We start from the raw sequence: 25558 nt of genomic DNA, 5'->3' as shown, positions 1-25558 counted from the left end.
CGGCCAGGTGGAGGCCGGGTTTGGTCACAATGGCGTCAGCGAAGTGTCCGGTGGGCGTGCGTGGCGGCAGTGCCACAGGGCCCAGAAGGCGAGGATGACATGCACCAGCGGATTTTCCCCGGCACGTCTCCGGGCCTTCGCTAGCGAAGGGCGGCACGACGGTGGGGCGATGGGCTGGGCGGGAGTCATGCCTTTGATACTCACATGCGGCGTAAGGTTGATTAAAGCAGTGAATGGCAACCTTTACATCGTACCTGGCTAAACATTGCCTGGAAGGCCGCTCGTTCAATGTGGGAGCGGCCCTTTCGCGACTCAAGGCCGCTCCCACAGGGATCGTGCAGGCAGCAGAAAATCGGCAAATCTGCGACAATCGCCCGACTTACCGAATGCCGATCATGAAAAAGCAGGCTCACCTGCATCACTAAAAAGCCCCATGACTGACCACGCCATCGACAAACTGCTGCAAAACCTCGACCACGCCATGATTGCCGACCGTCATCGTCTGCGCCGGCAACTGCACGAACTGCGCAAGCGTCCCGATGAGGCAAAGCTGGCGCAGTGGGTGGAAAAGGTCCAGGCCTCCTGCGCCCAGGTCACCGCGCGCCAGCAAAGCGTGCCAACCGTGCGCTACGACGACAACCTGCCGATCGCCGCCAAGCGTGAGGAAATCAAGAAGGCCCTGGCCGAACACCAGGTGCTGGTGATTGCCGGTGAAACCGGCTCGGGCAAGACCACCCAGTTGCCGAAGATCTGCCTGGAACTGGGCCGTGGCAGCCATGGGTTGATCGCCCACACCCAGCCACGCCGGATCGCCGCGCGCAGCGTGGCGGCGCGGGTCGCCGAAGAGCTGGGCACACCCTTGGGCGGGCTGGTTGGCTACCAGGTGCGCTTCGAAGACCAGAGCGATGCCAACACCCTGGTCAAGCTGATGACCGATGGCATCCTGCTGGCTGAAACCCAGCATGACCGCTTCCTCGAGCGCTACGACACGATCATCGTCGACGAGGCCCACGAGCGCAGCCTGAACATCGACTTCCTGCTCGGCTACCTGAAGACGCTGCTGCATCGCCGGCCGGGCCTGAAACTGATCATCACTTCGGCCACCATCGACCTGGAGCGCTTCTCCAAACACTTTGACGGCGCGCCGATCATCGAGGTGTCCGGGCGCACCTTCCCGGTGGAAACCTGGTACCGCCCGCTGACCAGCGAGCAGGACGAGGAAGGTAACCAGATCGAGGACGACCTCACCGTCGACCAGGCCATCCTAGCCACCCTGGATGAAGTGGCGCAGCATGAGCGCAGCGAGGGCAAAAGCCCCGGCGATGTGCTGATCTTTTTGCCGGGCGAGCGGGAAATCCGCGATGCCGCGGAGATCCTGCGCAAGGCGCAATTGCGCCACACCGAGATTCTGCCGCTGTACGCGCGGCTGTCGCCTGCCGAACAGCAGCGCATTTTCCAGCCGCACACCGGGCGCCGCGTGGTGCTGGCCACCAACGTCGCCGAAACCTCGCTGACTGTACCTGGCATCCGCTATGTGATCGACACCGGTACTGCGCGTATCAGCCGCTACAGCTACCGCGCCAAGGTCCAGCGCCTGCCCATCGAAGCGGTGTCGCAGGCCAGCGCCAACCAGCGCAAGGGCCGTTGCGGCCGGGTCGAACCGGGCATATGCGTGCGGCTGTACAGCGAAGAGGATTTCAACAGCCGGCCAGCGTTCACCGACCCAGAGATCCTGCGCACCAACCTGGCGGCGGTGATCCTGCAGATGCTGCACCTGCGCCTGGGCGCTATCGATGCCTTCCCGTTCATCGAGCCGCCGGATGGCAAGGCCATCAGCGACGGCTTCAACCTGCTGCAGGAGCTTTCGGCGGTCAACCGCGAGAACCAGCTGACGCCTATCGGCCGCCAGCTGGCGCGTTTGCCAATCGACCCAAGGTTGGGCCGCATGCTGCTCGAAGGCGCACGCCAGGGCAGCTTGCAGGAAGTGCTGATCGTCACCAGTGCGTTGTCGGTGCAGGACCCGCGCGAACGCCCGCCAGAGCGCCAGCAGGCCGCCGACCAGGCGCACGCACAGTGGAAAGACGTGGACTCCGACTTCGCCGCGCTGGTCAACCTGTGGCGTGGTTTTGAGGAACAGCGCCAGGCATTGACCGCCAACCCGCTGCGCAACTGGTGCCGCAAGCACTTCCTGAACTACTTGCGCCTGCGTGAGTGGCGCGATGCCCATCGTCAGCTGGCGCTGATCTGCCGCGACCTGCAGTTGACGGTGAACAAGGAACCGACCGACTACCAGAAGCTGCACAAGGCGATCCTTAGCGGGCTGCTCAGCCAGATCGGCCAGAAGACCGAAGAAGGCGACTACCAAGGGGCCCGCCAGCGGCGCTTCTGGGTGCATCCGTCGTCGGGCCTGGGGCGCAAGCGCCCGCAGTGGGTAATGGCTGCCGAGCTGGTCGAAACCACCAAGCTTTATGCACGCATGGTGGCCAAGATCGAACCGGACTGGATCGAGCCGCTGGCCGGTCACCTGATCAAGAAGAACCACTTCGAGCCGCACTGGGAGAAGAAGCGCGGGCAGGTGGTGGCCTATGAGCAGATCACCCTCTACGGGCTGATTCTGGTCGGCCGTCGGCCTGTGCATTACGGCCCGATCGACCCGGTCACCTCACGCGAGCTGTTCATCCGTGAAGGCCTGGTGGGCGGCGAGATTCAGTCACGGGCCAAGTGCCTGGCGGCCAACAAACGCCTGCTTGAAGAGCTCGACGAGCTGGAGGCCAAGGCTCGTCGGCGCGACATCCTGGCTGACGAAGAAACGCTTTATGCCTTCTACGAAGCGCGTCTGCCGGCGGAAATCCATCAGACCGCGACCTTCGACAGCTGGTACCGCATGGGCAGCCAGAAGGACGCCAACCTGTTGATCATGCGCGAGGAAGACGTGCTGGCCCGTGAGGCTAGCGAAGTGACCGCCGCGCAGTACCCTGACAGCCTGCAAGTGGGCGAGCTGCGCCTGCCGCTGAGTTACCACTTCGAGCCCGGCCACCCCCGCGATGGCGTTACCGTGCGGGTGCCGGCGCCGCTGCTGCCAAGCTTGCCGGGCGAGCGCCTGGAATGGTTGGTGCCAGGCCTGCTGGAAGCCAAGTGCGTGGCGCTGGTGCGCAACCTGCCCAAGGCCCTGCGCAAGAACTTCGTACCGGTGCCGGACTTCGTCAAGGCGTCGCTGGCGCGCATGACCTTCGGCCAAGGGGCACTGCCGCAGGCCCTGGGCCAGGAGCTGTTGCGCATGACCGGTGCGCGCGTGCCGGACGAGGCCTGGGACGAATCGGTCAACTTGGTCGAAGGCCATCTGCGCATGAACATCGAGGTGGTCGATGGCCAGGGCAAGTTCCTGGGCGAAGGCCGTGACCTGGCCGAACTGACCGCGCGCTTTGCTGCCGCCAGTCAGGCTGCCCTGGCCGTGCCGCGTGATGCGAAAAGCGAACAGCCGGTGCAGGCCAAGGCCTTCAGCGAAGTGAAGCAGACCGCTCAGCAGAAGATCGCCGGCCTGTCGATGACCGTGTACCCGGCGCTGGTGGAAGACAACGGCACTGTACGTGAAGGGCGCTTCTCGACCCAGGCCGAAGCCGAGTTCCAACACCGCCGAGCATTGCAACGGCTGTTGTTGCAGCAATTGGCCGAGCCGGCCAAGTTTCTGCGTGGCAAGCTGCCGGGGCTGACTGAACTGGGCCTGCTGTACCGTGAATTGGGCCGGGTCGAGGCGCTGGTCGAAGACATTCTGCTGGCCAGCCTGGACAGTTGCATCCTCGAAGGCGAGCAACCGTTGCCACGTGATGGTGCGGCCTTGGCCGGGCTGGCCGAGCGTAAGCGCGGTAGCTGGGCCGAGCATGCCGAGCGCCTGGCACGCCAGACGCTGGAGGTGTTGAAACTGTGGCATGGCCTGCAGAAGCGCTTCAAGGGCAAGATCGACCTGAGCCAGGCGGTGGCACTGAACGACATCAAGCAGCAGTTGGGCAACCTGGTTTACCCGGGCTTCGTGCGCGAAACGCCAGGGGCCTGGTTCAAGGAACTGCCGCGTTACCTCAAGGCGGTGGAGCTGCGCCTGGAGAAGCTGGGGTCGCAAGTGCAGAAGGACCGGGTGTGGAGCGGTGAGCTGGCCAACCTGTGGGCGCAGTACAAGGCCCGTGCCGACAAGCATGCCCAGGAAGGCAAGCGCGATGAGCAACTGGCCTTGTACCGCTGGTGGCTGGAGGAATATCGGGTGTCGCTGTTTGCCCAGCAGCTGGGGACCAAGGTGCCGATTTCCGACAAAAGATTGAGCAAACAATGGAGTCAGGTGGAAGGCTAAACTTCCACAGTTGTGGCAATATTGATGCAATTTGGGGCCGCTTTGCGGCCCTTCGCGGGCACGCCCGCTCCCACAGGTACAGCAGTGTTCTCGGGGGCGACGCGATCCTTGTAGGAGCGGGCTTGCCCGCGAACGAGGGCGCAGCCCTCGCCTTTAAATTGGTACTAAAGTGCCATTATCCTGTCATGTTTCCAGCCAGCGCCCTGTGGCGATGGCCTTTGACCAGAGGAACGACCGTGCATAACGTCGTGATCAGCGGCACCGGCCTGTACACCCCGGCCCAGAGCATTTCCAACGAAGAACTGGTGGCCTCCTTCAACGCCTGGTCGCAGCAATTCAACCAGGACAACGCCGCCGCCATCGAGCGTGGTGAAGTCGAAGCGGCGCCGCTGTCCGATGCGGCATTCATCGAAAAGGCCTCCGGCATCAAAAGCCGCTTTGTCATGGACAAGGCCGGTATCCTCGACCCGCAGCGTATGAAGCCACGCCTGCCAGAGCGCAGCAACGATGAGCCGTCGGTGCTCTGCGAAATGGCCGTGGCTGCTGCCCGCCAGGCCCTGGAGCGCGCTGGGCGCACCGCTGCCGATGTCGACGGGGTGATCGTCGCCTGCTCCAACCTGCAGCGCCCGTACCCGGCCATTGCCATCGAGGTGCAGCAGGCGCTGGGTATCCAGGGCTTTGCCTTCGACATGAACGTGGCGTGTTCGTCGGCCACCTTCGGCATCCAGACCGCCGCCAATAGCGTGGCCCTGGGCCAGGCCCGGGCAGTGCTGATGGTCAACCCGGAGGTGTGCACCGGCCACCTGAACTTCCGTGACCGTGACAGCCATTTCATTTTCGGTGATGCCGCCACCGCGGTACTGATCGAGCGTGCCGACCAGGCCACCTCGGCGCACCAGTTCGACATCGTCAGCAGCAAGCTGTGGACCGAGTTCTCCAACAACATCCGCAACAACTTCGGTTTCCTCAACCGTGCGGCGGAGGAGGGCGAAGGCGCAGCAGACAAGCTGTTCATCCAGGAAGGCCGCAAGGTGTTCCGCGAGGTGTGCCCGAAAGTGGCCGAGCTGATCGGTGAGCACCTGCAGGAAAACGGCCTGCAACCGAGCGATGTGAAGCGTTTCTGGCTGCACCAGGCCAACCTCAGCATGAACCACCTGATCGTCAAGAAACTGCTGGGACGTGAAGTGGCCGAGCAAGATGCACCGGTGATTCTGGACCGTTACGCCAATACCAGTTCGGCCGGGTCGGTGATTGCCTTCCACCTGTACCAGGATGACCTGCCCAAGGGCTCGCTGGGTGTGTTGAGCTCGTTTGGTGCGGGGTATTCGATTGGTAGCGTGATTCTGCGCAAGCGCTGATTGCTTGGGGCCGCTTTGCGGCCTATTCGCAGCACAGTTTCACAGGCAAAAAAAAGCGGGAAACGCCGGATGGGGTCGGCGTTTCCCGCTTCAGGTGAAGCAGAGGCGTTTGCAGCTTAGAACTTGGCTTCCAGGTCTACCTGCAGGGTGTCTACGTCAGCATCGCTGTTCGGCAGGTTGGAGTAGTCGGTCTTGGCCATCATGTAGGCCGCGCCCAGGGCGAAGTTCTTGTCGATTTCGTAACCCACTTTGAACTTGTGGCCACGGGAACCGGTGAAACCGTTGCCGAAGTCAGAGTCGGTGAACAGGCTGACGACACCGTTGCGCTGCACGTCGCGGTAGTTGTAGTCCAGGCTCCAGGCACCGATCTTGCTCTTCAGGCCGGCCAGCCATGCCTTGTCCTTGCCATCGGTGCTTTCGGTGTTCTTGACGAACTGGCCGTAAGCCGACAGAGGGATGGCGAAGCCGGTAAAGTCGACCTGGCCGAAGCCTTCCACCAGGTTGAATTCGTCGGTAGTGTTGCCCAGCGAGCGCAAGGCTGCCGAGGCCTTGTCGTTGTCGTAGCCGTAGATGCTGCCACCAACGGTAACCTTGACGGTATCCGCCGCGTTGAACTTGGTACCCAGCTGGGCCGCATACAGCTGTGCGTCGTGCTTGAACTGCACGCCGTCGCCGTCGACGTTGTCCTTCAGGTTGTAGTGGCCGATGCTGCCGAACACTTCGGCCGGGCCGAGGTTGGTCTTGTAGGTGGCGGCCACACCTTCCGGGTTGATGTCGCTGTCCCAGATGATGTCGCCCATGCTCACCCATGGCTGCATCATCTTGCCGCCGATCAGGTGCAGGTTCGGCACGGCGGTCGGGTGCCAGTCGAGGTAGGCCAGGTCGACCCACAGCGATTTCTTCTCGAAGTAGTTGTCCAGGCTCTGGTTGGTCGAGCGGGCGTCGGCGCTGCTGCCGGTGGCCACACGCACACCGGCGTCGACCTGCGGGTTGATCTCGCTGTAGAAGCCGACACGGGCACGTACGCGCTCACGGTCCTGGTTACCACTGCGGGAGATCGGGTTGTCGACGTTGACGTCTTCGTAGCGCAGGCGCACGTCACCCTTGATCTGGGTCTTGGCGGCCCATGCCACTTTTTGTTCAAAGGAGCTCATACGTTCGGACTGAGCTTTCTGGTCGGCCTTTTCCTTGGTTTCTTTTGCCAGGTCGCCCTGCAGTTCGTTGTACTGCGCCTGGTTGATCGAGCCATTGGCGCGGAGCATTTCGAGCAGCTTGGCGTCGACAGCAGCACTGGCCGGGGCGCTCAGAGCCAGCATCATGCCGGTGAGGCTCACTCCGGTAAGTGTAGAAACAAGACGCATAAGGTTCTCCCTACTGAAAAAAATGGGGGAGGCTCAAGCGCCTGCCCCTGCGTTGGCATGTCTTCGGAAAGGGCCTGAATAGACAGGTTCTGGGGTTCCGGAAAACAGGCGCAAGTATTGCGGGGGGCAATGACAGATTAATGTCTAATTAGTGGCACTGTTGTTAAGTAATTGAGAATAAAAGGATCAGCCTGGCGATCGTCATTTGAGTGGCGGGCATTCCTTGGGGATACTGAAGGCCTTCAGACAGCGAGCCGAAACCGTGACCAGCCTGTACAGCCTTGCCCATTTACGTGATCTTCCGGCGGCCACCTGGGATGCCCTGGTGCCGGCTGGTCAACCGTTCCTGCGCCATGCGTTTCTCAGTGCCATGGAGGACAGCGGCAGCGTGGCGCGCAACACCGGCTGGGCCGCCGAGCACCTGGTGCTGGAGCGTGACGGGCAGGTAAGGGCGCTGTTGCCGGCGTACCGCAAGTGGCACTCGTTTGGCGAGTACGTGTTCGATCATGGCTGGGCCGATGCCTGTGAGCGGGCCGGCATCGCCTACTACCCCAAGTTGCTCGGCGCGGTGCCGTTCAGCCCGGTCAGCGGGCCACGCCTGCTGGCGGCTGACCCGGCTGACGGCTTGCTGATGCTGCAGGCCCTGCCGGAGTATCTGGGCAAGGGCGGGCTATCCGGTGCGCACATCAATTTCACCGACCCGGCACTGGATGCGCAGCTGGCTGGCTTGCCTGGCTGGATGGAACGCCTGGGTTGCCAGTTTCACTGGCAAAACAGAGGGTATCGCGACTTCCAGGACTTTCTCGACAGCCTCAGCTCACGCAAGCGCAAACAGATGCGCAAGGAGCGCGAGCAGGTGGCGGGGCAGGGCATCGACTTTCGCTGGTACCGCGGCGATGAGCTGGACGAGGCGCAGTGGGATTTCGTCTTCCTGTGTTATGCCAACACCTATGCGGTGCGCCGCCGTGCACCTTACCTCACCCGCGATTTTTTCAGCCTGCTGGCCGAGCGCATGCCAGAGGCCGTGCGTGTGGTAATGGCGCGCCAGGGCGGGCGTGATGTGGCGATGGCCTTGAGCCTGGTAGGTGGCGACAGCCTGTTCGGCCGTTACTGGGGCTGCCTGGATGAGTTCGACCGGCTGCATTTCGAGACGTGTTTCTACCAGGGCATGGACTTTGCCATTGCCGAGGGCTATCAGCGTTTCGATGCCGGGGCACAGGGTGAGCACAAGCTGATTCGCGGGTTCGAGCCGGTGTTGACGCGCTCCTGGCATTACCTGCTGCACCCAGGACTACGGCGGGCGGTGGAGGAATTTCTGCAGCAGGAGCGGGAAGGGGTGAAGGGGTATGCCGAGGAGGCCAGGGAGATGTTGCCCTATCGTCGGGACTGAGTTGTTTCAGGCTGTCACCCATCCTGTGGGAGCCTAATCGACCCCGACAAAGCCCCCGGTCTGGTGGTGCCACAAGCGGGCATACAAGCCTTGTTGCTCCAGTAGCTCACTGTGGCTGCCACTTTCGACAATCCGCCCCTTGTCCAGCACCACCAGCCTATCCATGCGGGCAATGGTCGACAGCCGGTGGGCGATGGCAATCACTGTCTTGCCCTGCATCAGCGTCTCCAGGCTTTCCTGAATCGCTGCCTCCACTTCCGAGTCCAGCGCCGACGTGGCTTCGTCCATGATCAGGATCGGCGCATTCTTCAACAGCACCCGGGCGATGGCGATGCGCTGGCGCTGGCCACCCGACAACTTGACCCCGCGTTCACCTACATGGGCATCGAAGCCGGTGCGCCCCTGGGCGTCCGACAGCTGCGGGATGAACTCGTCGGCGCGGGCACGACGCACGGCTTCGAGCAACTCGGCCTCGCTGGCGCCGGGGCGGCCATATAGCAGGTTGTCGCGGATCGAGCGGTGCAGCAACGAGGTGTCCTGGGTGATCATGCCAATTTGTGCGCGCAGGCTGGCCTGGCTCACTTGAGCAATGTCCTGGCCATCGATGAGGATGCGCCCACCCTGCACGTCGTACAGGCGCAGCAGCAGGTTGACCAGGGTCGACTTGCCCGCCCCGGACGGGCCGATCAAGCCGATTTTCTCGCCTGGGCGAATGTTCAGGTCAAGCCCTTCGATAACGTAGGCGGCTTTGCCGTAGTGGAAATCGACGTCCTCGAATCGCACCGCGCCTCGGCTGACCTTGAGTGCCGGCGCATTGGGCAGGTCGGTGACCGTGACTGGCTGGGCGATGGTCTGCAGGCCGTCCTGGACCATGCCGATGTTCTCGAAGATGCCGTTGACCACCCACATGATCCAGCCCGACATGTTGACGATACGGATCACCAGGCCGGTGGCCAGGGCGATGGCGCCGACCGTGATCATTGATTGGCTCCACAGCCACAGCGCAAGCCCCGTGGTGGTGACCACCAGCAGGCCATTGAGGGTGGTGATGACCACGTCCATGCTGGTGACCACGCGCGATGCAAGCTGGGTTTTTTCGGTCTGTTCGCGGATCGCTTCGCGTGCGTATTGCTGTTCGTAATCGGTGTGGGCGAACAGCTTCAGGGTGGCGATGTTGGTGTAGCCATCGACGATGCGCCCCATCAGCTTGGAACGGGCGTCGGAGGAGATCACCGAGCGTTCCTTGACCCTTGGCACGAAGTAGAAGAGCGCGGCGATGTAGCCGACGATCCACAGCAGCAGCGGCAGCATCAGGCGCCAGTCGGCCTCGGCGAACAGCACCAGCGAGGTGATGGCGTAGATCAGCACGTGCCACAGCGCGTCCACGGCCTGCACAGCGGAGTCGCGCAGGGAGTTGCCGGTCTGCATGATGCGCTGGGCGATGCGCCCGGCAAAGTCGCTTTGGAAGAAGTTCAGGCTCTGCTTGAGCACGTAGGTGTGGTTTTGCCAGCGGATCAGGCTGGTCATGCCGGGGTTGATGGTCTGGTGCACCAGCAGGTCGTGCAGGCCGAAAAACACCGGCCGCAGCAGCAGGATCACCACCAGCATCCAGATCAGCTCGCCACTGTGCTCGCTGAAGAAGTTGGCATTGGGCGTGCCCTGGGCCAGGTCGATGATGCGGCTGAGGTAGCTGAACATCGCCACCTCGATCAGGGAGGCGAACAGGCCGACCACCAGCAGGGCCAGGAAGCTAGGCCACACCTGGCGCAGGTAATACAGGTAGAACGGCCACACGGTAGTCGGCGGTGACTCGCTGGGGGCTTCGCGAAAAATGTCGATCAGTTGCTCGAAACGGCGGTACAGCATGGGTAACGGCACTCCTGTTCCATCCTGCCCTCAGGCGGTTTCACGTCCCTGTGAAGCCTGCGGTCAGTCGATGCGTTTGGCCGACTTGATGTACACCGGGTCCGCCGGTACATCGCGCATGCCTTTCTTGATGGTGGTCGGCGAATTGACGATCTGGTCGACCACTTCCATGCCCTTGGTCACCTTGCCGAATACGGCGTAGCCACGGTCACGCCCTGGGTTGAGGAAATCGTTGTCGGCCACGTTGATGAAGAACTGGCTGGTGGCGGAGTTCGGGTCCGAGGTGCGCGCCATCGACAGGGTGCCACGGGTGTTCAGCAGGCCATTGCTGGCTTCGTTCTTGATCGGGTCGTTGGTGTTCTTCTGCACCATCTGGTCAGTGAAGCCGCCGCCCTGCACCATGAAGCCCGGGATCACCCGGTGGAAAATCGTGTTGTTGTAGAAACCGCTGTCGACGTATTGCAGGAAATTCTTCGTGCTGACCGGTGCCTTCTCGGCGTTCAGCTCGATTTCGACCTGGCCGAAGCTGGTGTCCAGCAGAACGTGCGGGGTCTTGTCAGAGGCCATGACGCTGGTGGCGAAGGCGACCGAACAGGCGGTGAGCAGGAGTTTTTTCAGCATGGGCTCAAAGATCCTTGAGAGGTGGAGGCGGCTGCGAGGAACTGCAGCAGGGTCTGGTTGAAGACCTCGGGTTGATCGAGGGGTGTAGCGTGCCGGGAATCGTCGACGACGACCAGCCTGGCATTGGGCATAAGGGCGACGTAGCGTTCTTTCAGTTGTATCGGGGTGTAATCGTGGTCGGCGGCGATGACCAGGGTAGGACAGTGGATCTGCCCGATGCGTTCCTGCACGCCCCAGTCGACAATGGCGTCGAAACTCTTGAGGTAGGCGCGTTTGTCATTGCGTGCCCAGCGCTGGGCCATCGTCTGCCGCAGGTTTGCTTGTCGGGGCATGGGGAACAGCCGCTCGGCCAGGCCCTTGCCAACGGTTTCGACACTCAGGACACGCGCCAGGCCCCAGCGCTTGAACCACCATACCCAGTCACTGCGGGTGCGGCGCTTGACCTCGGGGGCACTGTTGACGATGCACAAGCTGCGCAGCCATTGCGGGTGGTCGACGGCAAACTGGAAGCCGATCATGCCACCCATGGACAGGCCGACGAAGTGTACGGGGCCTGTGTGCAGGTGTTCGAGCAAGGCCAGCAGGTCGGCACTGAAGGTGGCGATCTGGTAACCGTCGCGGGGTTTGTCGGAACGGCCGTGGCCACGGATGTCCATGAGGATTACCCGGTAGTGGCGGCTGAGCGCCGGCACCTGCAACTCCCAGTCCTGGCAGCTTGAGCCCAGACCGTGCAGCAACACCAGGGGTTCGCCCTGGCCATATTCCTCGTAATGCAGTGCGCATCCTTCGTGTTCGAAATAGGCCATGGGCGCGGTCCTCTCAAGCTTGTGGGGGGGCTGCGAAGGGCACGTCCAGTGGCGCGGTGTCGAAATTGCGCAGCAGGTCGATGAGAATCTGCGTAGCCGGGCCCAGGGTCTTCTCTTTGCTCGAATAAAGGTAGAACAGCGGGTGACGGCTGCCACCCTGATCTAGCGGTAAAGGCTTGAGCACGCCTTCGCGCAGTTCACGCTCGATCATGTGCCGGGGCAGCCAGGCAAAGCCCAGGCCGCTGCTGACGAAGGTGGCAGCGGTGCCCAGGCTGCCGACGGTCCAGCGTTGTTCGGCACCCAGCCAGCCGACGTCGCGTGGCTGGGCGCGGCCGGAGTCGCGGATCACCACCTGCAGTTGGCTTTCCAGGTCCTGGAAGGTCAGTTCGCGGCCCAGGCGGTGCAGGCTGTGTTCGGGGTGAGCGACGGCGACAAACTCGACCGCGCTCAGTTCGGCGCCCAGGTAGCCGCCGATGCTGTAACTGCTGATGGCCAGGTCGGCGATGCCTTCGTGCATCACTTCTTCCACGCCAGACAGCACTTCTTCACGCAGGCGCACCCGGCAGCCGCGGCTCTGTGGCATGAATGCGGCCAGCGCGCGCACCAGGCGGGCACTGGGGTAGGCGGCATCGACCACCAGGCGCACTTCGGCTTCCCAGCCCTGTTCCATGTGGTGGGCAAGGTCTTCGAGCTGGCTGGCCTGCTTGACCAGGTGGCGCGAGCGGCGCAGCAGCACATTGCCGGCCTCGGTCAGCACCGCCTTGCGGCCATCGATGCGCAACAGCGGCACACCCAGTTGCTCTTGCATGCGGGCCACGGTGTAGCTGACCGAGGACTGCGAGCGGTGCAACGCCTCGGCGGCCTGGGCAAACCCGCCGTGATCGACCACTGCTTGCAGGGTTCGCCACTGGTCTAGGGTTACGCGCGGCGCTTTCATCTTTCGCTCCTGTTGTCCTAAGCTGCGCTCTTTCAAGGAGAGCGGCCGATGAAGAAATGTTGTGCGGCAATACTGATGTGCCTGCCCCTCGCGGCCATGGCGTACCCCATCGATGTGGAGAAAGAGCTGACCGGGGTCAAGCTCGACTACACCGCCTATGACACGGCCTACGACATCGGCGCCATCACCCTCAACAACTATGGGCAGGTCCCGGCGGCGTGCAAGGTGACCTTTCGCAATGGCCCGGAGGCACCGCGCGTGCGACGGGTGAACGTACCGGCCGGTAAAAGCGTCGATGTCACCGCCAAATTCAATCGGCAGATCATCAAGCTGCGGATCGCCTTGAGCTGCAGCGCGGAACAAACTGATTAATCGATTGATTGAACCCACTTTTTACGCTTTTTTATCGATAGGTCAAGCCTTAATCTCACCTCCATCGAATCGCAACCCTATTTGCCGATGGAGGCACCCCATGTCCCGCGTACTGATCATCGAAAGCAGCGCCCGCCAGCAGGATTCCGTTTCCCGTCAGCTGACCGCTGATTTCATCCAGCAATGGCAGGCTGCTCACCCGGCCGATCAGATCACGGTGCGCGACCTGGCGGTCAACCCGGTGCCGCATCTGGATGCCAACCTGCTGGGTGGCTGGATGAAACCCGAAGAACAGCGCAGCGCCGCCGAATTGGATGCCCTGGCCCGATCCAACGAATTGACCGATGAGTTGCTGGCAGCCGACGTGCTGGTGATGGCCGCACCGATGTACAACTTCACCATCCCCAGCACCCTCAAGGCCTGGTTGGACCATGTGCTGCGCGCCGGCATCACCTTCAAGTACACGCCTACTGGCCCACAAGGCCTGCTGACCGGCAAGCGCGCCATCGTCCTGACTGCCCGCGGCGGTATCCATGCCGGTGCCAGCAGCGACCACCAGGAACCGTACCTGCGCCAGGTGATGGCCTTCATCGGTATTCATGATGTCGACTTCATCCATGCCGAAGGCCTGAACATGAGCGGCGAATTCCACGAGAAGGGCCTCAACCAGGCCAAGGCCAAGCTGGCGGCGGTAGCCTGAGATTCACTGAATTCCCAACCCTGACACCTGTTGTTGCTCCTTTGGGTGTATCTGCCCGGCCTGCATGGCCGGGTTTTTTTTGCCCGGCATTTTGTGCAGGCCAGTGCAGCCCCTACATTCCTCATGGTTGAACTCATTTGCCGCAACCCGCTAAGGTCGCGGCCTTGATTCACGAGAGGCAACCATGGGCTACCTGATAATCGTCGCGCTGATCCAGGCGTTTTCCTTCAGCCTGATCGGCGAGTACCTGGCCGGGCACGTCGACAGCTACTTCGCTGTGCTCGCACGGGTACTGTTGGCGGGCCTCGTGTTCCTGCCGCTGACCCGCTGGCGCCAGGTCGAGCCGCGCTTCATGCGCTCGATGCTGCTGATCGGCGCGCTGCAGTACGGCATCACCTACGTCTGCCTGTACCTGAGCTTCCGCGTGCTCACGGTGCCAGAGGTGCTGCTGTTCACCATTCTCACGCCGTTGCATGTGACCCTGATCGAAGACGCCATGAACCGGCGCTTCAACCCTTGGGCGCTGCTGGCCGCGCTGGTTGCGGTGGCGGGCGCCGGGGTGATCCGCTTCGACAGCATCAGCGGCGAGTTCTTCATCGGCTTCCTGTTGCTGCAGCTGGCCAACTTCACCTATGCCGCCGGCCAGGTGCTGTACCGCCACCTGGTTGCGCGCTACCCCAGCGACCTACCGCATTACGCCCGCTTTGGCTATTTCTACCTCGGCGCCTTGCTGGTGGTGCTACCGGCCTTTTTGTTGTTCGGCAACACGCAACACCTGCCGAGCACCGATGTGCAATGGCTGGTGCTGCTGTTCCTGGGCCTGTGCCCGACCGCGCTGGGGCTGTACTGGTGGAACAAGGGCGCATGCCTGGTTTCTGGCGGCACACTGGCGGTGATGAACAACCTGCATGTGCCGGTCGGGCTGCTGCTGAACCTGCTGATCTGGAACCAGCACGAGCCGCTGGGGCGGCTGTTCATCGGCGGCGGGATCATCCTGGCGTCGGTGTGGCTGAGCCGCCTGGGTGGCCGTGCGCAGGCGCCGATGGCCGGCAAGGCCTGACATGCACACCATCTTCGTCATCGTCGCACCGATTTTCGCCTTGATTCTGGTCGGCTACTTGTGCCGCAAAACCAACAAGCTGGGCGACAAGGCCGCCGCCGAAATCAACAAGATGGTGGTCTGGCTGTGCCTGCCGGCGTTGCTGTTCAAGGTGACGGCCACTGCCACCTGGAGCGAGATCTGGCACCCGGGGTTCATCGCAGCCTTCGGCGCGGGGGCCCTGGCCATGTTCGTGATCACCCTGCTGTGGCGCTTGACCAGTGGCCATGGCCTGGTAGCGTCGAGCATCGACGGGCTCAGTGCCGGGTATGCCAACACCGGCTATATAGGCATCCCGTTGTGCCTGCTGCTGTTCGGCCAGGCGGGCTTGCAGCCGGCGCTGATCTCCTCTTTGATCGTGGTGTGCCTGGTGTTTGCCATTTCCCTGACGCTGATCGAGGTCGGGCTGCAGGAAGAACGGCAAATCGGCCGCGCCATCGTGGTGGTTGGCAAGGCGTTGGCGAAGAATCCGTTGGTGATCTCGCCATTGGCGGGGGCGGCCTGGGCGGTGTCTGGCTGGGGATTGGCAGAGCCGGTGATGCATTTTCTCGACATGCTGGCGTTGGCGACCACGCCGTGCGCGCTGGTGTCGTTGGGCGCCTTCCTGGCCGAAAAGCGCTCAGGTGCGCAGGCCAGCCCATGGCCGCTGGTGGTCATGAAACTGGTGGGGCAGCCGGCGCTGACCTGGGTGCTGGCGTACAAGGTGTTCAGCCTGCCGAGCATGTGGGCGGCTTCGGCGGTGCTGCTGGCAGCGCTGCCGACCGGGACCGGCCCGTTCATGCTGGCGGAGTATTACAACCGTGAGGCGGGGCTGATTTCGCGCACGATCCTGCTGTCGACGGTGGCGTCGCTGGTGACCTTGACCGGGTTGCTGTACCTGCTGGGGTATGCGGGGTAGCGGCTGCTGTACTATGGCCGCGCGGCGCAGGCTGTGATAATGGGGGCAATCACAGGGGCCTTATCATGCTGACCATCTCCAACAATGTGCATCTGCCGGATGCCGACATCGAACTGACCTACATCCGTGCGCAAGGCGCGGGTGGGCAGAATGTCAACAAGGTGTCCAGCGCCGTGCACCTGCGCTTCGACATTCCGGCCTCGTCACTGCCCGAGTTCTACAAGGAACGGCTGTTGGCGCTGCGTGACAATCGCATCACCGGCGACGGCGTGTTGATCATCAAGGCCCAACAGTACCGCACCCAGGACCAAAACCGCGCTGACGCCCTGGCGCGTCTTGCCGAGTTGATCATCGCGGCCGCCAAGACCGAGAAGAAACGCCGCCCCACCAAGCCCACCCTCGGCTCGAAGACCCGCCGCCTTGAAGGGAAAGCCAGGCGGAGCACTGTCAAGGCGGGCAGGGGCAAGGTGGATTTCTAGTGCAGCCCCGGTAATCTCAAGCCTCGCTCAGCTGTTCCAGGCGATGCTGGACAGGCTCTTGCGCCAAACGCCCGCTCAACCCCACCCGCATGTCATTGCCGCTCGGCTGCTGATACAGGCTCAAGCCGAACTCTGGCAACACCGCCAGCAGGTAGTCGAAGATATCCCCCTGGATCCGCTCATACTCCGCCCATGCCGTGGTGGTGGTGAAGCAGTAGATTTCCAGCGGCACGCCTTCGGCGGTGGTCTGCATCTGCCGCACCATGCAGGTCATGTGCGGGTGAACGTTGGGGTGGTTCTTCAGGTAAGCCAGGGCAAACGCGCGGAAGGTGCCGATGTTGGTCAGCTTGCGGCGATTGGCCGACAGCTCGGCGACAGGCCCCAGGGCTTCGTTCCAGGTCTGCAGCTCCTGGCGCTTGCCTGCCAGGTAATCGCCAAGCAGCTGAACCTGGCTCAGGCGCTGTTCCTCTTCGCGGGTAAGGAAGCGCACGCCGGCGGCATCGATGAACAGGCTGCGTTTGATTCGCCGGCCCCCGGATTGCTGCATGCCGCGATAGTTGCGGAACGACTCGCTCATCAGGCGCCAGGTGGGGATGGATACGATGGTCTTGTCGAAGTTCTGCACCTTCACCGTGTGCAGGGTGATATCCACCACGTCACCATCGGCACCTACCTGCGGCATTTCGATCCAGTCACCCACATGCAGCATGTCGTTACTGGTCAACTGCACGCTGGCGACAAACGACAGCAGGGTGTCCTTGTACACCAACAGCAGCACCGCCGACATGGCACCCAGACCCGACAGCAGCAGCAACGGCGAACGGTCGATCAGGGTGGCGACGATGACGATCGAGGCGAAGATCCACAACATCATCTTGGCCAGTTGCACGTAGCCCTTGATCGAGCGGGTGCGGGCGTGTTCGGTGCGAGCATAGATGTCGAGCAGGGCATCCAGCAGGCACGACAGCGCCATGGTCATGAACAGCAGGGTAAACGCCAGGGCGACATTGCCGAGGAAGTGCTGGGCGGTATCTGACAGCTCCGGCACCAGCTTTAGGCCGAACTGCAGTACCAGCGACGGGGTGGTTTGCGCCAGGCGGTGGAACACCTTGTTGTGGCGCAGGTCGTCCAGCCACTTCAGCGCTGGCTGGCGGGCCAGCAGGCGCGCGCCGTGCAGCATGAGGAAGCGCGCCAGGCGGCCGACCACCAGAGAAATCAGCAGCAACACCGCCAAGCCGATGGCAGCGTGCAACATGGGATGTTGGTCGAGGGTGCCCCACAGGTCGAGGGAGTCACGCCAGATTCTTTGTATATCCATGGGCTTGCGTACAGTCTTGTTGCGAAACGAAGCATCATTAGAGCGCGGATGGCGACAAAGTTGCCAAAAGAAATTCGGCTAAGGCGGCAGAAAACGTTACCCTATGCAACTGAATTTCCCGCACTTGCCTGAGGTTACCTCCGTGTTCTCCCAATTCGCCCTGCATGAACGCCTGCTTAAAGCCGTGGCCGAGCTTAAATTTGTCGAGCCAACCCCGGTGCAGGCCGCGGCCATCCCCCTGGCCCTGCAAGGGCGTGACCTGCGCGTGACCGCGCAGACCGGCAGCGGCAAGACCGCGGCTTTCGTGCTGCCGCTGCTCAACCGTCTGGTCGACCTGAGCGGCCCGCGTGTCGAAATCCGCGCGCTGATCCTGCTGCCGACCCGCGAACTGGCCCAGCAAACCCTCAAGCAGGTACAGCTGTTCTCGCAGTTCACCTACATCAAGTCGGGCCTGGTCACCGGCGGCGAAGACTTCAAGGAACAGGCCGCCATGCTGCGCAAAGTGCCGGACGTGCTGATCGGCACCCCGGGCCGCCTGCTTGAGCAACTGAATGCCGGCAACCTCGACCTGTCCCATGTGAAGGTGCTGATCCTCGACGAAGCCGACCGCATGCTCGACATGGGCTTTGCCGAAGACATGGAGCGCCTGTGCAAGGAGTGCGAGAACCGCGAGCAGACCCTGCTGTTCTCCGCCACTACCGGTGGCGCGGCCCTGCGCGACATCATCGGCAAAGTGCTGAAAGACCCTGAGCACCTGATGCTCAACAGTGTTTCGCAACTGGCCGAAGGCACCCGCCAGCAGATCATCACCGCCGACCACGACCAGCACAAAGAGCAGATCGCCCAGTGGCTGCTGGCCAACGAAACCTTCGACAAGGCGATTATCTTCACCAACACCCGCGCCATGGCCGACCGCATCTACGGTCACCTGGTGGCCAAGGACGTGAAAGCCTTCGTGCTGCATGGCGAGAAAGACCAGAAGGACCGCAAGCTGGCCATCGAGCGCTTCAAACAGGGCAGCTCCAAGGTACTGGTAGCCACCGACGTGGCAGCCCGTGGCCTGGACATCGACGGCCTGGACCTGGTGATCAACTTCGACATGCCACGCAGCGGTGACGAGTACGTACACCGTGTGGGCCGCACTGGCCGTGCCGGTGGTGAAGGCCTGGCGATCTCGCTGATCACCCACAACGACTGGAACCTGATGTCGAGCATCGAGCGCTACCTCAAGCAGCAGTTCGAGCGCCGGGTGATCAAGGAAGTGAAGGGCACTTACAGCGGGCCGAAGAAGGTCAAGGCTTCGGGCAAGGCTGTTGGGGCCAAGAAGAAGAAAGTTGACAAGAAGACCGGTGACAAGAAGGCTGCCGCCAAGCGCAAGCCAACCGCCAAGCCGAGGGCCAACGCACCGCTGGCCAGCGCTGATGGCCTGGCGCCGCTCAAGAAGCGTAAGCCTGCTGCCGAGTAACATTCTCAAACAGTGTTGTCTTCTTCGCGGGCACACCCGCTCCCACAGGGTCATCACAGATCTTAAAGGCTGTGTTGTACCTGTGGGGACGGGCTTGCCCGCGAAAACCTTGGCACAGGTGACAACTAGTCAGCCTTCTTTTCCGCCGTTTTCAATTCCTTGATCCGCTGATCGATCAGCTGACACTTGTCGGGCAAGTCTTTGCTCGCCGTCTCCAAATCCATCCCCTGAAGCTCGTCATTGATCTCCTTGGCCTTCTGTGGGTTCTGTTCGGTCAATTGCGTGACCAACCCGGCAAGCTCTTCACGTTTTTGCGTTGCTTCTTCCGGTGTGCAGGCCCAGGCGGGCAGGGCGCAGAGCAGGGCTGTGGCGCAGGCAATGGGCAGTAGCGGTTTCATCCTTTCTACCTCCAGCGGTGGCTATGCGCGGTGGAGGGCTAAAGGGGCGTGGTAGTTCAGCGTTAACGACCGATGGCGGAAACAGTCACTCAGCCAGCAAGGTGGGGGCGCGCCGTCATGTCTATGCCTAATGCCTTCATTACGGTCAGGAACGACTTCAGGGTCGGGTTGCCGTGCTCGCTGAAAGAGCGGTAGAGCTGTTCGCGAGACAGGCCAGTTTCTTTGGCCAGTTCGCTCATGCCCTTTGCACGGGCCACCACGCCAACCGCTTTGGCAACATAGCCGGCATCGCCAGTCTCAAGTGCGTCGGTCATGAACTGCGCGATTGCTTCGGGCGTTGTGAGGTACTCGGCGGGGTCGAATTCGGAAAAGGTTTCAGTCATTTTGCATCCTCCACGAACGCAGAATCTGGTGGGCTGCCTTGATGTCACGCTGTTGGCTGCTTTTGTCGCCGCCACATAACAGAATGACGAAAGTGTTGCCCGTCTGATGGAAGTACACCCGGTAGCCAGGCCCGTAGTGAATCCTGAGTTCACTGACGCCATGGCCAACCGGAGATACGTCGCCAGGTAAACCCTCCATTAACCGGTTGATCCGAGAAATGATGCGGGCTCTGGCGCTGCTGTCCCGCAGGCCGGTCACCCAATGTCTGAAACTGCTGGATTCGATTTTCTTCAACGAGTGAATGTAGTTTATAAACTACAGGCGGCAAGTCAGCAAATGGTTTCTGCCTGTTGCCGCCTAAGCGGCTTCTAGCAATGGCATTTCTTCCAGCGTTCATTTTTCGGAACACCGTCCTCACCGGCAGGTCCCAACCTGTGTACCCCTTCCGTCCACAGCAGGAGCCCATCACCATGAGCATCGCCTACGACTGGGACCTGATCGAACGCTTGCTGCACGAAGTGCAGAATGGCGCCGGTCACAGCTTCACGCCCCGCCCCTATGCCGAGCAGCACGCCGCCGCATTGGCCGCCAAGGGTGAGCCACTGGGCGACTTGGACCACCTGAAAACCCGCGCCTGCGAGTATGAAAAGCTGCTGTTCGAGCGTGGCTTTATCGAGAGCCGGCACGAAGACGACGGCGGCAATGGAGAAAACTTCGTGCTGACCGAACGCGGTTCGCGCTTGATGAGCCTGATCGACAGCAGCATCCCCGGCTTCGAGCACCCGCGCCAAGTGCTGGATGAGCAGGAAGATGCCTTGGACGAAGCGACGTTCGAACGGGTATCTGCGAAGGCACAGATTGCTTGATGTCGTTTTAAGGCTGGCAAGTGCGGCGCTGGAAACCCGATAATCGGTAGCTTCTGAACGCTGCCGAGCCTTGCCCATGCCCACGACGATCCCAGAGGCCCGCTTATGAGCGCGGTCCGCAAGAACCCAGACGCCTTTGCATTCCAGGTGATGCTGGGGCTGTGCCTGATCTGGGGTTGCCAGCAGGTGCTGATCAAGACTGCTGCTGTCGACATCGCCCCGGTGATGCAGGCTGCGCTGCGCAACGGTATCGCTGCCGTGCTGGTGGGCCTGATGCTGTGCTGGCGTGGCGGTTGGGAGCAGGTCGGCAGCACCTGGCGCGCCGGGCTGGTGGCAGGCGGGCTGTTCGGCGTGGAGTTCCTGTTCATTGCCGAGGGCCTGAAACTGACTTCGGCGGCGCATATGTCGGTGTTCCTCTATACCGCCCCCGTGTTTACCGCATTGGGCCTGCATTTCCGGCTGCCCAGCGAACGCTTGCGGCTGTTGCAGTGGTTGGGGATTCTACTGGCCTTCGGTGGAATTGCCATGGCGTTTGCAGGCGGCATGTCGTTCGAGCAGATGGATGGCCGAATGCTGCTGGGCGACGCCTTTGGCGTGATCGCCGGGCTGGCCTGGGGCGCGACCACGGTGGTGGTGCGCTGCTCACGGCTTTCGGAGGCGCCAGCCACCTTGACCCTGTTCTATCAGTTGGCGGTCGGTTTTGCCGGGCTGCTGCTGATTGCCCTGCTCAGCGGGCAGATCGGCGCAGTGTCGCTGACGCCGCTGGCGATGGGCAGCGTGCTGTTCCAAGGGATCGTGGTGTCGTTCATCAGCTACCTCACCTGGTTCTGGTTGCTGCGCAAATACCTGGCGTCGAACTTGGCGGTGTTTTCGTTCATTACCCCGCTGTTCGGGGTGACGTTTGGTGTATTGCTGCTAGATGAGCCACTGAGCGTGAATTTTGTGGTTGGGGCGTTGATGGTGCTGCTGGGGGTGATTCTGGTGAGTGCCGAGCCTTGGGTTAAGCAGCAGTTGCGGCGGTTTGTAGGGTAGTACGGGCCATTCGCACTAGCCCCCCGGCCACTACCAACCCGCCTGCAGCCAGCATCAGCGCCGGCTGCAGCCCGCCGCTGTAATGGCTGCTGAGCGCCGCAAGCAACGGCCCGCTCAACTGCCCCAGGGCAAAGCACGCGGTCAGCAGCCCGGCATTGCGCTGGGTGGCATGTGGTGCCAGCTCCCGCGAGCGCTGCATCACCAATTGCATGCAGGCCAGGAATGGCCCGCCGCACAGCACAACACCCAGCGCTAACCCAATGCCCCCGCCCATCAGGCAGGCCAGCACGCCCAGCCCTTGCAGCCACAGGGTGGCCGTCAGCCAGTTCGCGGTGCTACCGCCACGGCGCAGACTCACCAACAGCACACCCAACGCCGCCGCCAGGCCGAACGCCGGCCAGAACAGATCGGCCAGCCACTGCCCGCGAAATTGCTGATTGGCCATCTGTGACAGGAAGGTGGCCGGCAGGATGTAACCCACGCCATACAGTGCATACACCAGCCCCAGGCAGCCAATGCCGACGCTGCGGGTCGGGCCTTGCTGCTCTGGCGACGGAGCTGGCGCGGCTTGCAGCGACCGTGGCAGCCAAGGCCGCACGGCCAGCAGCATCACCAGTGCAGCCACGGCATAGATCAGCCACAGTGCTGCCGAGCCCAGCCCCAGCAGATGCGCCACCAGTGCCAACAGCCCCGTCACGGCGATGCCCAGGCCGGGCCCTGCAAACACCAGGGCACCTAGCCGTTGGCGGTTGTGGGCATTGGCCACCTGTTGGCTGAGGCTGGTGATCATCACCAGCACCCAGGCACTGGCCACGCCGGTGCCAAAGCGCAGCAGCAGGTGGCCCCAGAAGCCCTCTGCAGCCCAGGAGACCAGTGTCAACAGCACGCACAACCACAGCCCGCTATGCAGGCGCAGGCGCACCTGGCCTGGCGAGCGAGCGAACATGGCGTCCACCGCGCCAATGAAATAACCCAGGTAGTTGGCCGCCGCCACCAGCCCTGCGACTGTCAGGTCGAACTGGCCTTCGGCAATCAGTTGTGGCAATTGCGGGGTGAGGGCGAAACGGCCGATGCCCATGGCCATCATCAGCGCCACGGCGCTGGCCAGCAGTTGAATGAGTGGCGACATGACAGGTCTCCTGCACGGATGTAAGCGATGGTCGGCAGGTTAGGATGGTTTCATTTTCAATAAAATTGAATAATGATGATCAAGTTGTTCTGTTTTGGAGAATGCCGTGGAGTTCAGCCAGCTGCGTATCTTTCAAGCCGTGGCCGAGGAAGGCTCGGTCACCCGTGCCGCCGAACGCATGCACCGGGTGCCATCGAATCTTTCGACACGTTTGCGCCAGCTTGAGGAACAACTGGGTGTCGAGCTGTTCCTGCGCGAACGCCAGCGTTTGCAGCTGTCGCCTGCGGGCAAGGTGCTTCTGGACTATGCCCACCGCATGTCGGCCCTGCGCGACGAGGCGCTGGCCGCCGTGCGTGGCGGCCAGCCAGCCGGGGACTTCGTGCTTGGGACCATGTACAGCACGGCGGCGACCCATCTGCCGGCATTGCTGGCGCGTTATCACCAGGCATACCCGGCAGTGAACCTGCAAGTGCGCGCCGCACCCAGCGGCGAGCTGCTCGAAGGCCTGCTCAGCCACCGCCTGGATGCCGCTCTGGTGGATGGGCCGCTGAACCTGGCCGGGCTGGATGGCGTGCCGCTGTGCGATGAGCAACTGGTGCTGATCACCAGCCCCGAGCACCCGGCGGTGCATACTGCCAAGGACGTGGCAGGCAAGGCGGTGTTCACCTTCCGTCAGGGCTGCTCGTACCGCATGCGTCTGGAGGCGTGGTATGCCCATGCCCATACGCCGATGGGCCGGGTGATGGAGATCGAGTCGTACCAGAGCATGCTGGCCTGTGTAATCGCCGGTGCGGGTGTGGCGATGATGGCCCAGTCGATGCTCGACAGCCTGCCCGGGCGCGACCGGGTGAGGGTACACCCGCTGCAGGCGCCGTTCGACCAGGCGGTTACCTGGCTTATGTGGCGTCAAGGGATGCGCGGGGCTAATCTGCAGGCATGGATCGACCTGCAACAAAGCGAAACGATTAGCCAGTCGTCGGAATGCGCCGCCACGGCTTGATCCGCGTCAAAATGGCCCTTATCTGTAGGAGCAGAGGCATGCGTAATACAGGACATCGGGCTATGATCTGTATGAAGCATCGCAGGATTGATTCGCCGTGAGGTTGACCCGTCAAGGGGGCATTATGAATAAACCACTGTCAAACTGGCTCCACGACCTGGCGGTCGCCTTGGGGCTGATTCCACCACCCTTGCAGCCGGTGCCGATCCCGACTGATGAAGAGCAGCGCAAGCGCCAACCGCGTCGTCGCTGATTAAAGACAAAGGCCGCTGCACCTGGGTGGGTGCAGCGGCCTTTTAGTGTCTGCTGATTGTCTATTGCCGGTCCGGGCGATAGCTATCAGGCCAGATTCACTGCACCGACTGGTTTGCGCGACATCAGGCTAACCACCACAAAACTCACCAAGCCAATCGCCAGGCTGTAGTAGATCGGTGTATTGGCCTCCAGCCCGTCCTTGAACATGAACAGCAGCGCAGTGGCAAAGCCCAGCGACATGCTGGCAATCGCACCGGCGGTGGTCGCACGTTTCCAGAAGATTGCCCCGATCAGCGGGATCAGCATGCCGCCGACCAGCAGGTTGTAGGCCAGGGTCAGGGCGTTGATCACATCGTTCACCATCAGCGCGATGCCCAGCACCACCAGGCCGGTGAGCAGGGTGAACAGGCGGCTGAGCCCCAGGCTCGATTGCTTGCCGCCACGCAGCTTGGGCAGCAGGTCTTCGGTCACAGTGGTCGAAGCGGCCAGCAGGCCGGCACTGGCGGTGGACATCATGGCTGCCAGTGCTGCGGCCATCAGCAGGCCACGGATGCCATCGGGCAGGGTGCTCTTGATCATCTCGGCAAAGGCGTTGTTCGGGTTGGCCAGGTCGGGCATCAGCACATGTGCAGCCATGCCGATGGCGGCGCAAGCCAGGCCGTACACCACACAGTACACACCGGCGACGGTGCCGGCACGCTGGCAGACCTTTTCATCGCGAGCAGTGAATACACGCTGCCAGATGTCCTGGCCGATGAGAATGCCGAAGAAGTAGATCAGGAAGTAGGTAACGATGGTGTCCCAGCCAATGGTGGTCAGCTGGAAGCTGGCCGCTGGCAATTTGGCCACCAGGGTGTCCCAACCACCGGCCTTGTACAGGCACACCGGCAGCAGGATGAACATCAGGCCGACGGTCTTGATCACGAACTGGACGATGTCGGTCAGGGTCAGCGACCACATGCCGCCAATGGTCGAATACAGCACCACCACACCGCCGCCGAGCAGCAGCGAAGCCCAGAACGGCAAGTCCAGCAGCACTTGCAATACGGTGGCCATGGCCAGGGTCGAGGTGACGCCGATCATCAGCGCGTAAGCCAGCATGATCACGGCGCTGGCCTGACGTGCGGTAGGGTTGTAGCGTTGCTCAAGCACCTGGGTCACGGTGAAGATGCGCAGGCGCAGCAACGGTTTGGCCAGGAACAGGTTGATGGCGATGATGCCCAGGCCCAGGGCTGCGCACAGCCAGAAACCGGAAATGCCGTGAACGTAGCCCAGGCGCACAGTGCCAACGGTAGAAGCGCCACCGAGCACGGTGGTGGCCATGGTACCCATGTACAGCACCGGGCCGAGGTTGCGCCCGGCTACCAGGTAGTCTTCATGGGTTTTCGCGCGTCGCATGCCGTACCAGCCCAGCCCGAGCATGCCGGCGGTGTAGATCATTACAACAATGATGTCCAAGGCCATTGGGGGTCTCCCGATTATCTT

24 protein-coding genes are annotated in these 25558 nt (G+C 62.3%); 13 read left to right on the top strand and 11 right to left on the bottom strand.

Annotated features, from left to right (window positions below):
* Nucleotides 1-433: 433 nt before the first annotated feature.
* Together hrpA and DM807_RS07325 are read left to right on the top strand one after the other, a co-directional pair.
* Nucleotides 434-4339, top strand: coding sequence for an ATP-dependent RNA helicase HrpA (gene hrpA / locus DM807_RS07330; RefSeq protein ID WP_179027209.1), 3906 nt, complete (start codon nt 434-436; stop codon nt 4337-4339).
* Between the two features lie 236 nt (nt 4340-4575).
* The gene (locus DM807_RS07325; RefSeq protein ID WP_179027208.1) at nt 4576-5697 is read left to right on the top strand and encodes a beta-ketoacyl-ACP synthase III; all 1122 of its coding nucleotides are present in this window, start codon (nt 4576-4578) and stop codon (nt 5695-5697) included.
* A gap of 116 nt (nt 5698-5813) precedes the next feature.
* On the opposite strand, the gene DM807_RS07320 is transcribed toward DM807_RS07325, so the two are convergent.
* Nucleotides 5814-7058 carry a putative porin gene (locus DM807_RS07320; protein WP_012273625.1) on the bottom strand — a complete coding sequence of 415 codons (1245 nt, stop codon included), beginning with the start codon at nt 7056-7058 and terminating at the stop codon, nt 5814-5816.
* Between the two features lie 262 nt (nt 7059-7320).
* On the opposite strand from DM807_RS07320, the gene DM807_RS07315 reads away from it, so the two are divergent.
* On the top strand, nt 7321-8448 hold the full coding sequence (locus DM807_RS07315) for a GNAT family N-acetyltransferase (protein WP_179027207.1): 1128 nt from the start codon (nt 7321-7323) through the stop codon (nt 8446-8448).
* Nucleotides 8449-8481: 33 nt separating this feature from the next.
* On the opposite strand, the gene DM807_RS07310 is transcribed toward DM807_RS07315, so the two are convergent.
* From DM807_RS07310 to DM807_RS07295, 4 genes are all read right to left on the bottom strand, one after another.
* Nucleotides 8482-10314, bottom strand: a complete 1833-nt coding sequence (locus DM807_RS07310; RefSeq protein ID WP_012273623.1) for an ABC transporter ATP-binding protein — start codon at nt 10312-10314, stop codon at nt 8482-8484.
* A gap of 63 nt (nt 10315-10377) precedes the next feature.
* Nucleotides 10378-10935 carry a peptidylprolyl isomerase A gene (locus tag DM807_RS07305; protein ID WP_012273622.1) on the bottom strand — a complete coding sequence of 186 codons (558 nt, stop codon included), beginning with the start codon at nt 10933-10935 and terminating at the stop codon, nt 10378-10380.
* A complete protein-coding gene (locus DM807_RS07300; RefSeq protein WP_179027206.1) occupies nt 10929-11741 on the bottom strand; it encodes an alpha/beta fold hydrolase in 813 nt (270 codons plus the stop codon). Before DM807_RS07300 ends, DM807_RS07305 begins: the two co-directional genes overlap by 7 nt.
* A gap of 13 nt (nt 11742-11754) precedes the next feature.
* Complete coding sequence (locus DM807_RS07295) at nt 11755-12678, bottom strand: LysR family transcriptional regulator (RefSeq protein WP_012273620.1); 924 nt, start codon at nt 12676-12678, stop codon at nt 11755-11757.
* 48 nt (nt 12679-12726) lie between these two features.
* Between DM807_RS07295 and DM807_RS07290 the strand changes: the two genes are divergently transcribed.
* The 5 genes from DM807_RS07290 (at nt 12727) to arfB (ending at nt 16226) form a co-directional block, all read left to right on the top strand.
* Nucleotides 12727-13050 carry a hypothetical protein gene (locus DM807_RS07290; RefSeq protein WP_012273619.1) on the top strand — a complete coding sequence of 108 codons (324 nt, stop codon included), beginning with the start codon at nt 12727-12729 and terminating at the stop codon, nt 13048-13050.
* 100 nt (nt 13051-13150) lie between these two features.
* Nucleotides 13151-13750, top strand: a complete 600-nt coding sequence (locus DM807_RS07285) for an FMN-dependent NADH-azoreductase (RefSeq protein WP_060492949.1) — start codon at nt 13151-13153, stop codon at nt 13748-13750.
* A gap of 184 nt (nt 13751-13934) precedes the next feature.
* Nucleotides 13935-14810 (top strand): carboxylate/amino acid/amine transporter, encoded by an 876-nt coding sequence (locus tag DM807_RS07280; RefSeq protein WP_012273617.1) that lies wholly within the window; start codon nt 13935-13937, stop codon nt 14808-14810.
* Nucleotide 14811: 1 nt separating this feature from the next.
* Nucleotides 14812-15747, top strand: a complete 936-nt coding sequence (locus tag DM807_RS07275) for an AEC family transporter (RefSeq protein WP_179027205.1) — start codon at nt 14812-14814, stop codon at nt 15745-15747.
* A gap of 65 nt (nt 15748-15812) precedes the next feature.
* Nucleotides 15813-16226, top strand: coding sequence for an alternative ribosome rescue aminoacyl-tRNA hydrolase ArfB (arfB, locus tag DM807_RS07270; RefSeq protein ID WP_012273615.1), 414 nt, complete (start codon nt 15813-15815; stop codon nt 16224-16226).
* Between the two features lie 16 nt (nt 16227-16242).
* On the opposite strand, the gene DM807_RS07265 is transcribed toward arfB, so the two are convergent.
* On the bottom strand, nt 16243-17544 hold the full coding sequence (locus DM807_RS07265; RefSeq protein ID WP_179027204.1) for a mechanosensitive ion channel family protein: 1302 nt from the start codon (nt 17542-17544) through the stop codon (nt 16243-16245).
* A 103-nt stretch (nt 17545-17647) separates the two neighbouring features.
* Between DM807_RS07265 and DM807_RS07260 the strand changes: the two genes are divergently transcribed.
* The gene (locus tag DM807_RS07260; protein ID WP_069943273.1) at nt 17648-19009 is read left to right on the top strand and encodes a DEAD/DEAH box helicase; all 1362 of its coding nucleotides are present in this window, start codon (nt 17648-17650) and stop codon (nt 19007-19009) included.
* A 125-nt stretch (nt 19010-19134) separates the two neighbouring features.
* Here DM807_RS07260 and DM807_RS07255 read toward each other — a convergent pair whose 3' ends face one another.
* The 3 genes from DM807_RS07255 to DM807_RS07245 all read right to left on the bottom strand — a co-directional run bounded on the left by DM807_RS07255 (nt 19135) and on the right by DM807_RS07245 (nt 20085).
* A complete protein-coding gene (locus DM807_RS07255) occupies nt 19135-19407 on the bottom strand; it encodes a hypothetical protein (protein ID WP_012273612.1) in 273 nt (90 codons plus the stop codon).
* A gap of 89 nt (nt 19408-19496) precedes the next feature.
* Nucleotides 19497-19790 (bottom strand): addiction module antidote protein, encoded by a 294-nt coding sequence (locus DM807_RS07250; RefSeq protein WP_012273611.1) that lies wholly within the window; start codon nt 19788-19790, stop codon nt 19497-19499.
* A complete protein-coding gene (locus tag DM807_RS07245) occupies nt 19783-20085 on the bottom strand; it encodes a type II toxin-antitoxin system RelE/ParE family toxin (protein WP_060515449.1) in 303 nt (100 codons plus the stop codon). The genes DM807_RS07250 and DM807_RS07245 overlap by 8 nt, the downstream gene beginning before the upstream one ends.
* A gap of 176 nt (nt 20086-20261) precedes the next feature.
* On the opposite strand from DM807_RS07245, the gene DM807_RS07240 reads away from it, so the two are divergent.
* Nucleotides 20262-20657, top strand: coding sequence for a hypothetical protein (locus tag DM807_RS07240; RefSeq protein ID WP_012273609.1), 396 nt, complete (start codon nt 20262-20264; stop codon nt 20655-20657).
* 105 nt (nt 20658-20762) lie between these two features.
* Nucleotides 20763-21689, top strand: a complete 927-nt coding sequence (locus tag DM807_RS07235) for a DMT family transporter (RefSeq protein WP_060492945.1) — start codon at nt 20763-20765, stop codon at nt 21687-21689.
* Here the strand turns inward: DM807_RS07235 and DM807_RS07230 are convergent.
* Nucleotides 21658-22818, bottom strand: coding sequence for an MFS transporter (locus DM807_RS07230; protein ID WP_179027203.1), 1161 nt, complete (start codon nt 22816-22818; stop codon nt 21658-21660). The two genes, DM807_RS07235 and DM807_RS07230, sit on opposite strands and share 32 nt — an antisense overlap.
* Before the next feature lie 106 nt (nt 22819-22924).
* On the opposite strand from DM807_RS07230, the gene ptrR reads away from it, so the two are divergent.
* On the top strand, nt 22925-23818 hold the full coding sequence (gene ptrR / locus DM807_RS07225; RefSeq protein WP_179027202.1) for a putrescine utilization regulator PtrR: 894 nt from the start codon (nt 22925-22927) through the stop codon (nt 23816-23818).
* 124 nt (nt 23819-23942) lie between these two features.
* On the top strand, nt 23943-24071 hold the full coding sequence (locus tag DM807_RS27880) for a PA1414 family protein (protein ID WP_009683677.1): 129 nt from the start codon (nt 23943-23945) through the stop codon (nt 24069-24071).
* A gap of 86 nt (nt 24072-24157) precedes the next feature.
* On the opposite strand, the gene DM807_RS07220 is transcribed toward DM807_RS27880, so the two are convergent.
* Complete coding sequence (locus DM807_RS07220) at nt 24158-25537, bottom strand: sodium:solute symporter family protein (protein WP_012273605.1); 1380 nt, start codon at nt 25535-25537, stop codon at nt 24158-24160.
* Nucleotides 25538-25558 lie beyond the last annotated feature (21 nt).

The sequence above is a fragment of the Pseudomonas hunanensis genome (genome assembly GCF_013393325.1).
In the GTDB taxonomy this organism is placed as follows: Bacteria; Pseudomonadota; Gammaproteobacteria; order Pseudomonadales; family Pseudomonadaceae; genus Aquipseudomonas; species Aquipseudomonas putida_P.
Note: the sequence above shows the minus strand (reverse complement) of the source record. Positions and strands in the feature narration are given on the sequence as shown.

Bases quoted from the DNA above. Each gene is read 5' to 3' on its own strand.
- arfB (WP_012273615.1), top strand. From the start codon at position 15,813: ATGCTGACCATCTCCAACAATGTGCATCTGCCGGATGCCGACATCGAA.
- DM807_RS07305 (WP_012273622.1), bottom strand. From the start codon at position 10,935: ATGCTGAAAAAACTCCTGCTCACCGCCTGTTCGGTCGCCTTCGCCACC.
- DM807_RS27880 (WP_009683677.1), top strand. From the start codon at position 23,943: ATGAATAAACCACTGTCAAACTGGCTCCACGACCTGGCGGTCGCCTTG.
- DM807_RS07295 (WP_012273620.1), bottom strand. From the start codon at position 12,678: ATGAAAGCGCCGCGCGTAACCCTAGACCAGTGGCGAACCCTGCAAGCA.
- DM807_RS07230 (WP_179027203.1), bottom strand. From the start codon at position 22,818: ATGTCGCCACTCATTCAACTGCTGGCCAGCGCCGTGGCGCTGATGATG.
- DM807_RS07320 (WP_012273625.1), bottom strand. From the start codon at position 7,058: ATGCGTCTTGTTTCTACACTTACCGGAGTGAGCCTCACCGGCATGATG.
- DM807_RS07265 (WP_179027204.1), bottom strand. From the start codon at position 17,544: ATGGATATACAAAGAATCTGGCGTGACTCCCTCGACCTGTGGGGCACC.
- DM807_RS07300 (WP_179027206.1), bottom strand. From the start codon at position 11,741: ATGGCCTATTTCGAACACGAAGGATGCGCACTGCATTACGAGGAATAT.
- DM807_RS07260 (WP_069943273.1), top strand. From the start codon at position 17,648: ATGCAACTGAATTTCCCGCACTTGCCTGAGGTTACCTCCGTGTTCTCC.
- DM807_RS07285 (WP_060492949.1), top strand. From the start codon at position 13,151: ATGTCCCGCGTACTGATCATCGAAAGCAGCGCCCGCCAGCAGGATTCC.
- DM807_RS07235 (WP_060492945.1), top strand. From the start codon at position 20,763: ATGAGCGCGGTCCGCAAGAACCCAGACGCCTTTGCATTCCAGGTGATG.
- DM807_RS07255 (WP_012273612.1), bottom strand. From the start codon at position 19,407: ATGAAACCGCTACTGCCCATTGCCTGCGCCACAGCCCTGCTCTGCGCC.
- DM807_RS07250 (WP_012273611.1), bottom strand. From the start codon at position 19,790: ATGACTGAAACCTTTTCCGAATTCGACCCCGCCGAGTACCTCACAACG.
- DM807_RS07275 (WP_179027205.1), top strand. From the start codon at position 14,812: ATGCACACCATCTTCGTCATCGTCGCACCGATTTTCGCCTTGATTCTG.
- hrpA (WP_179027209.1), top strand. From the start codon at position 434: ATGACTGACCACGCCATCGACAAACTGCTGCAAAACCTCGACCACGCC.
- DM807_RS07310 (WP_012273623.1), bottom strand. From the start codon at position 10,314: ATGCTGTACCGCCGTTTCGAGCAACTGATCGACATTTTTCGCGAAGCC.
- DM807_RS07280 (WP_012273617.1), top strand. From the start codon at position 13,935: ATGGGCTACCTGATAATCGTCGCGCTGATCCAGGCGTTTTCCTTCAGC.
- DM807_RS07290 (WP_012273619.1), top strand. From the start codon at position 12,727: ATGAAGAAATGTTGTGCGGCAATACTGATGTGCCTGCCCCTCGCGGCC.
- DM807_RS07220 (WP_012273605.1), bottom strand. From the start codon at position 25,537: ATGGCCTTGGACATCATTGTTGTAATGATCTACACCGCCGGCATGCTC.
- DM807_RS07240 (WP_012273609.1), top strand. From the start codon at position 20,262: ATGAGCATCGCCTACGACTGGGACCTGATCGAACGCTTGCTGCACGAA.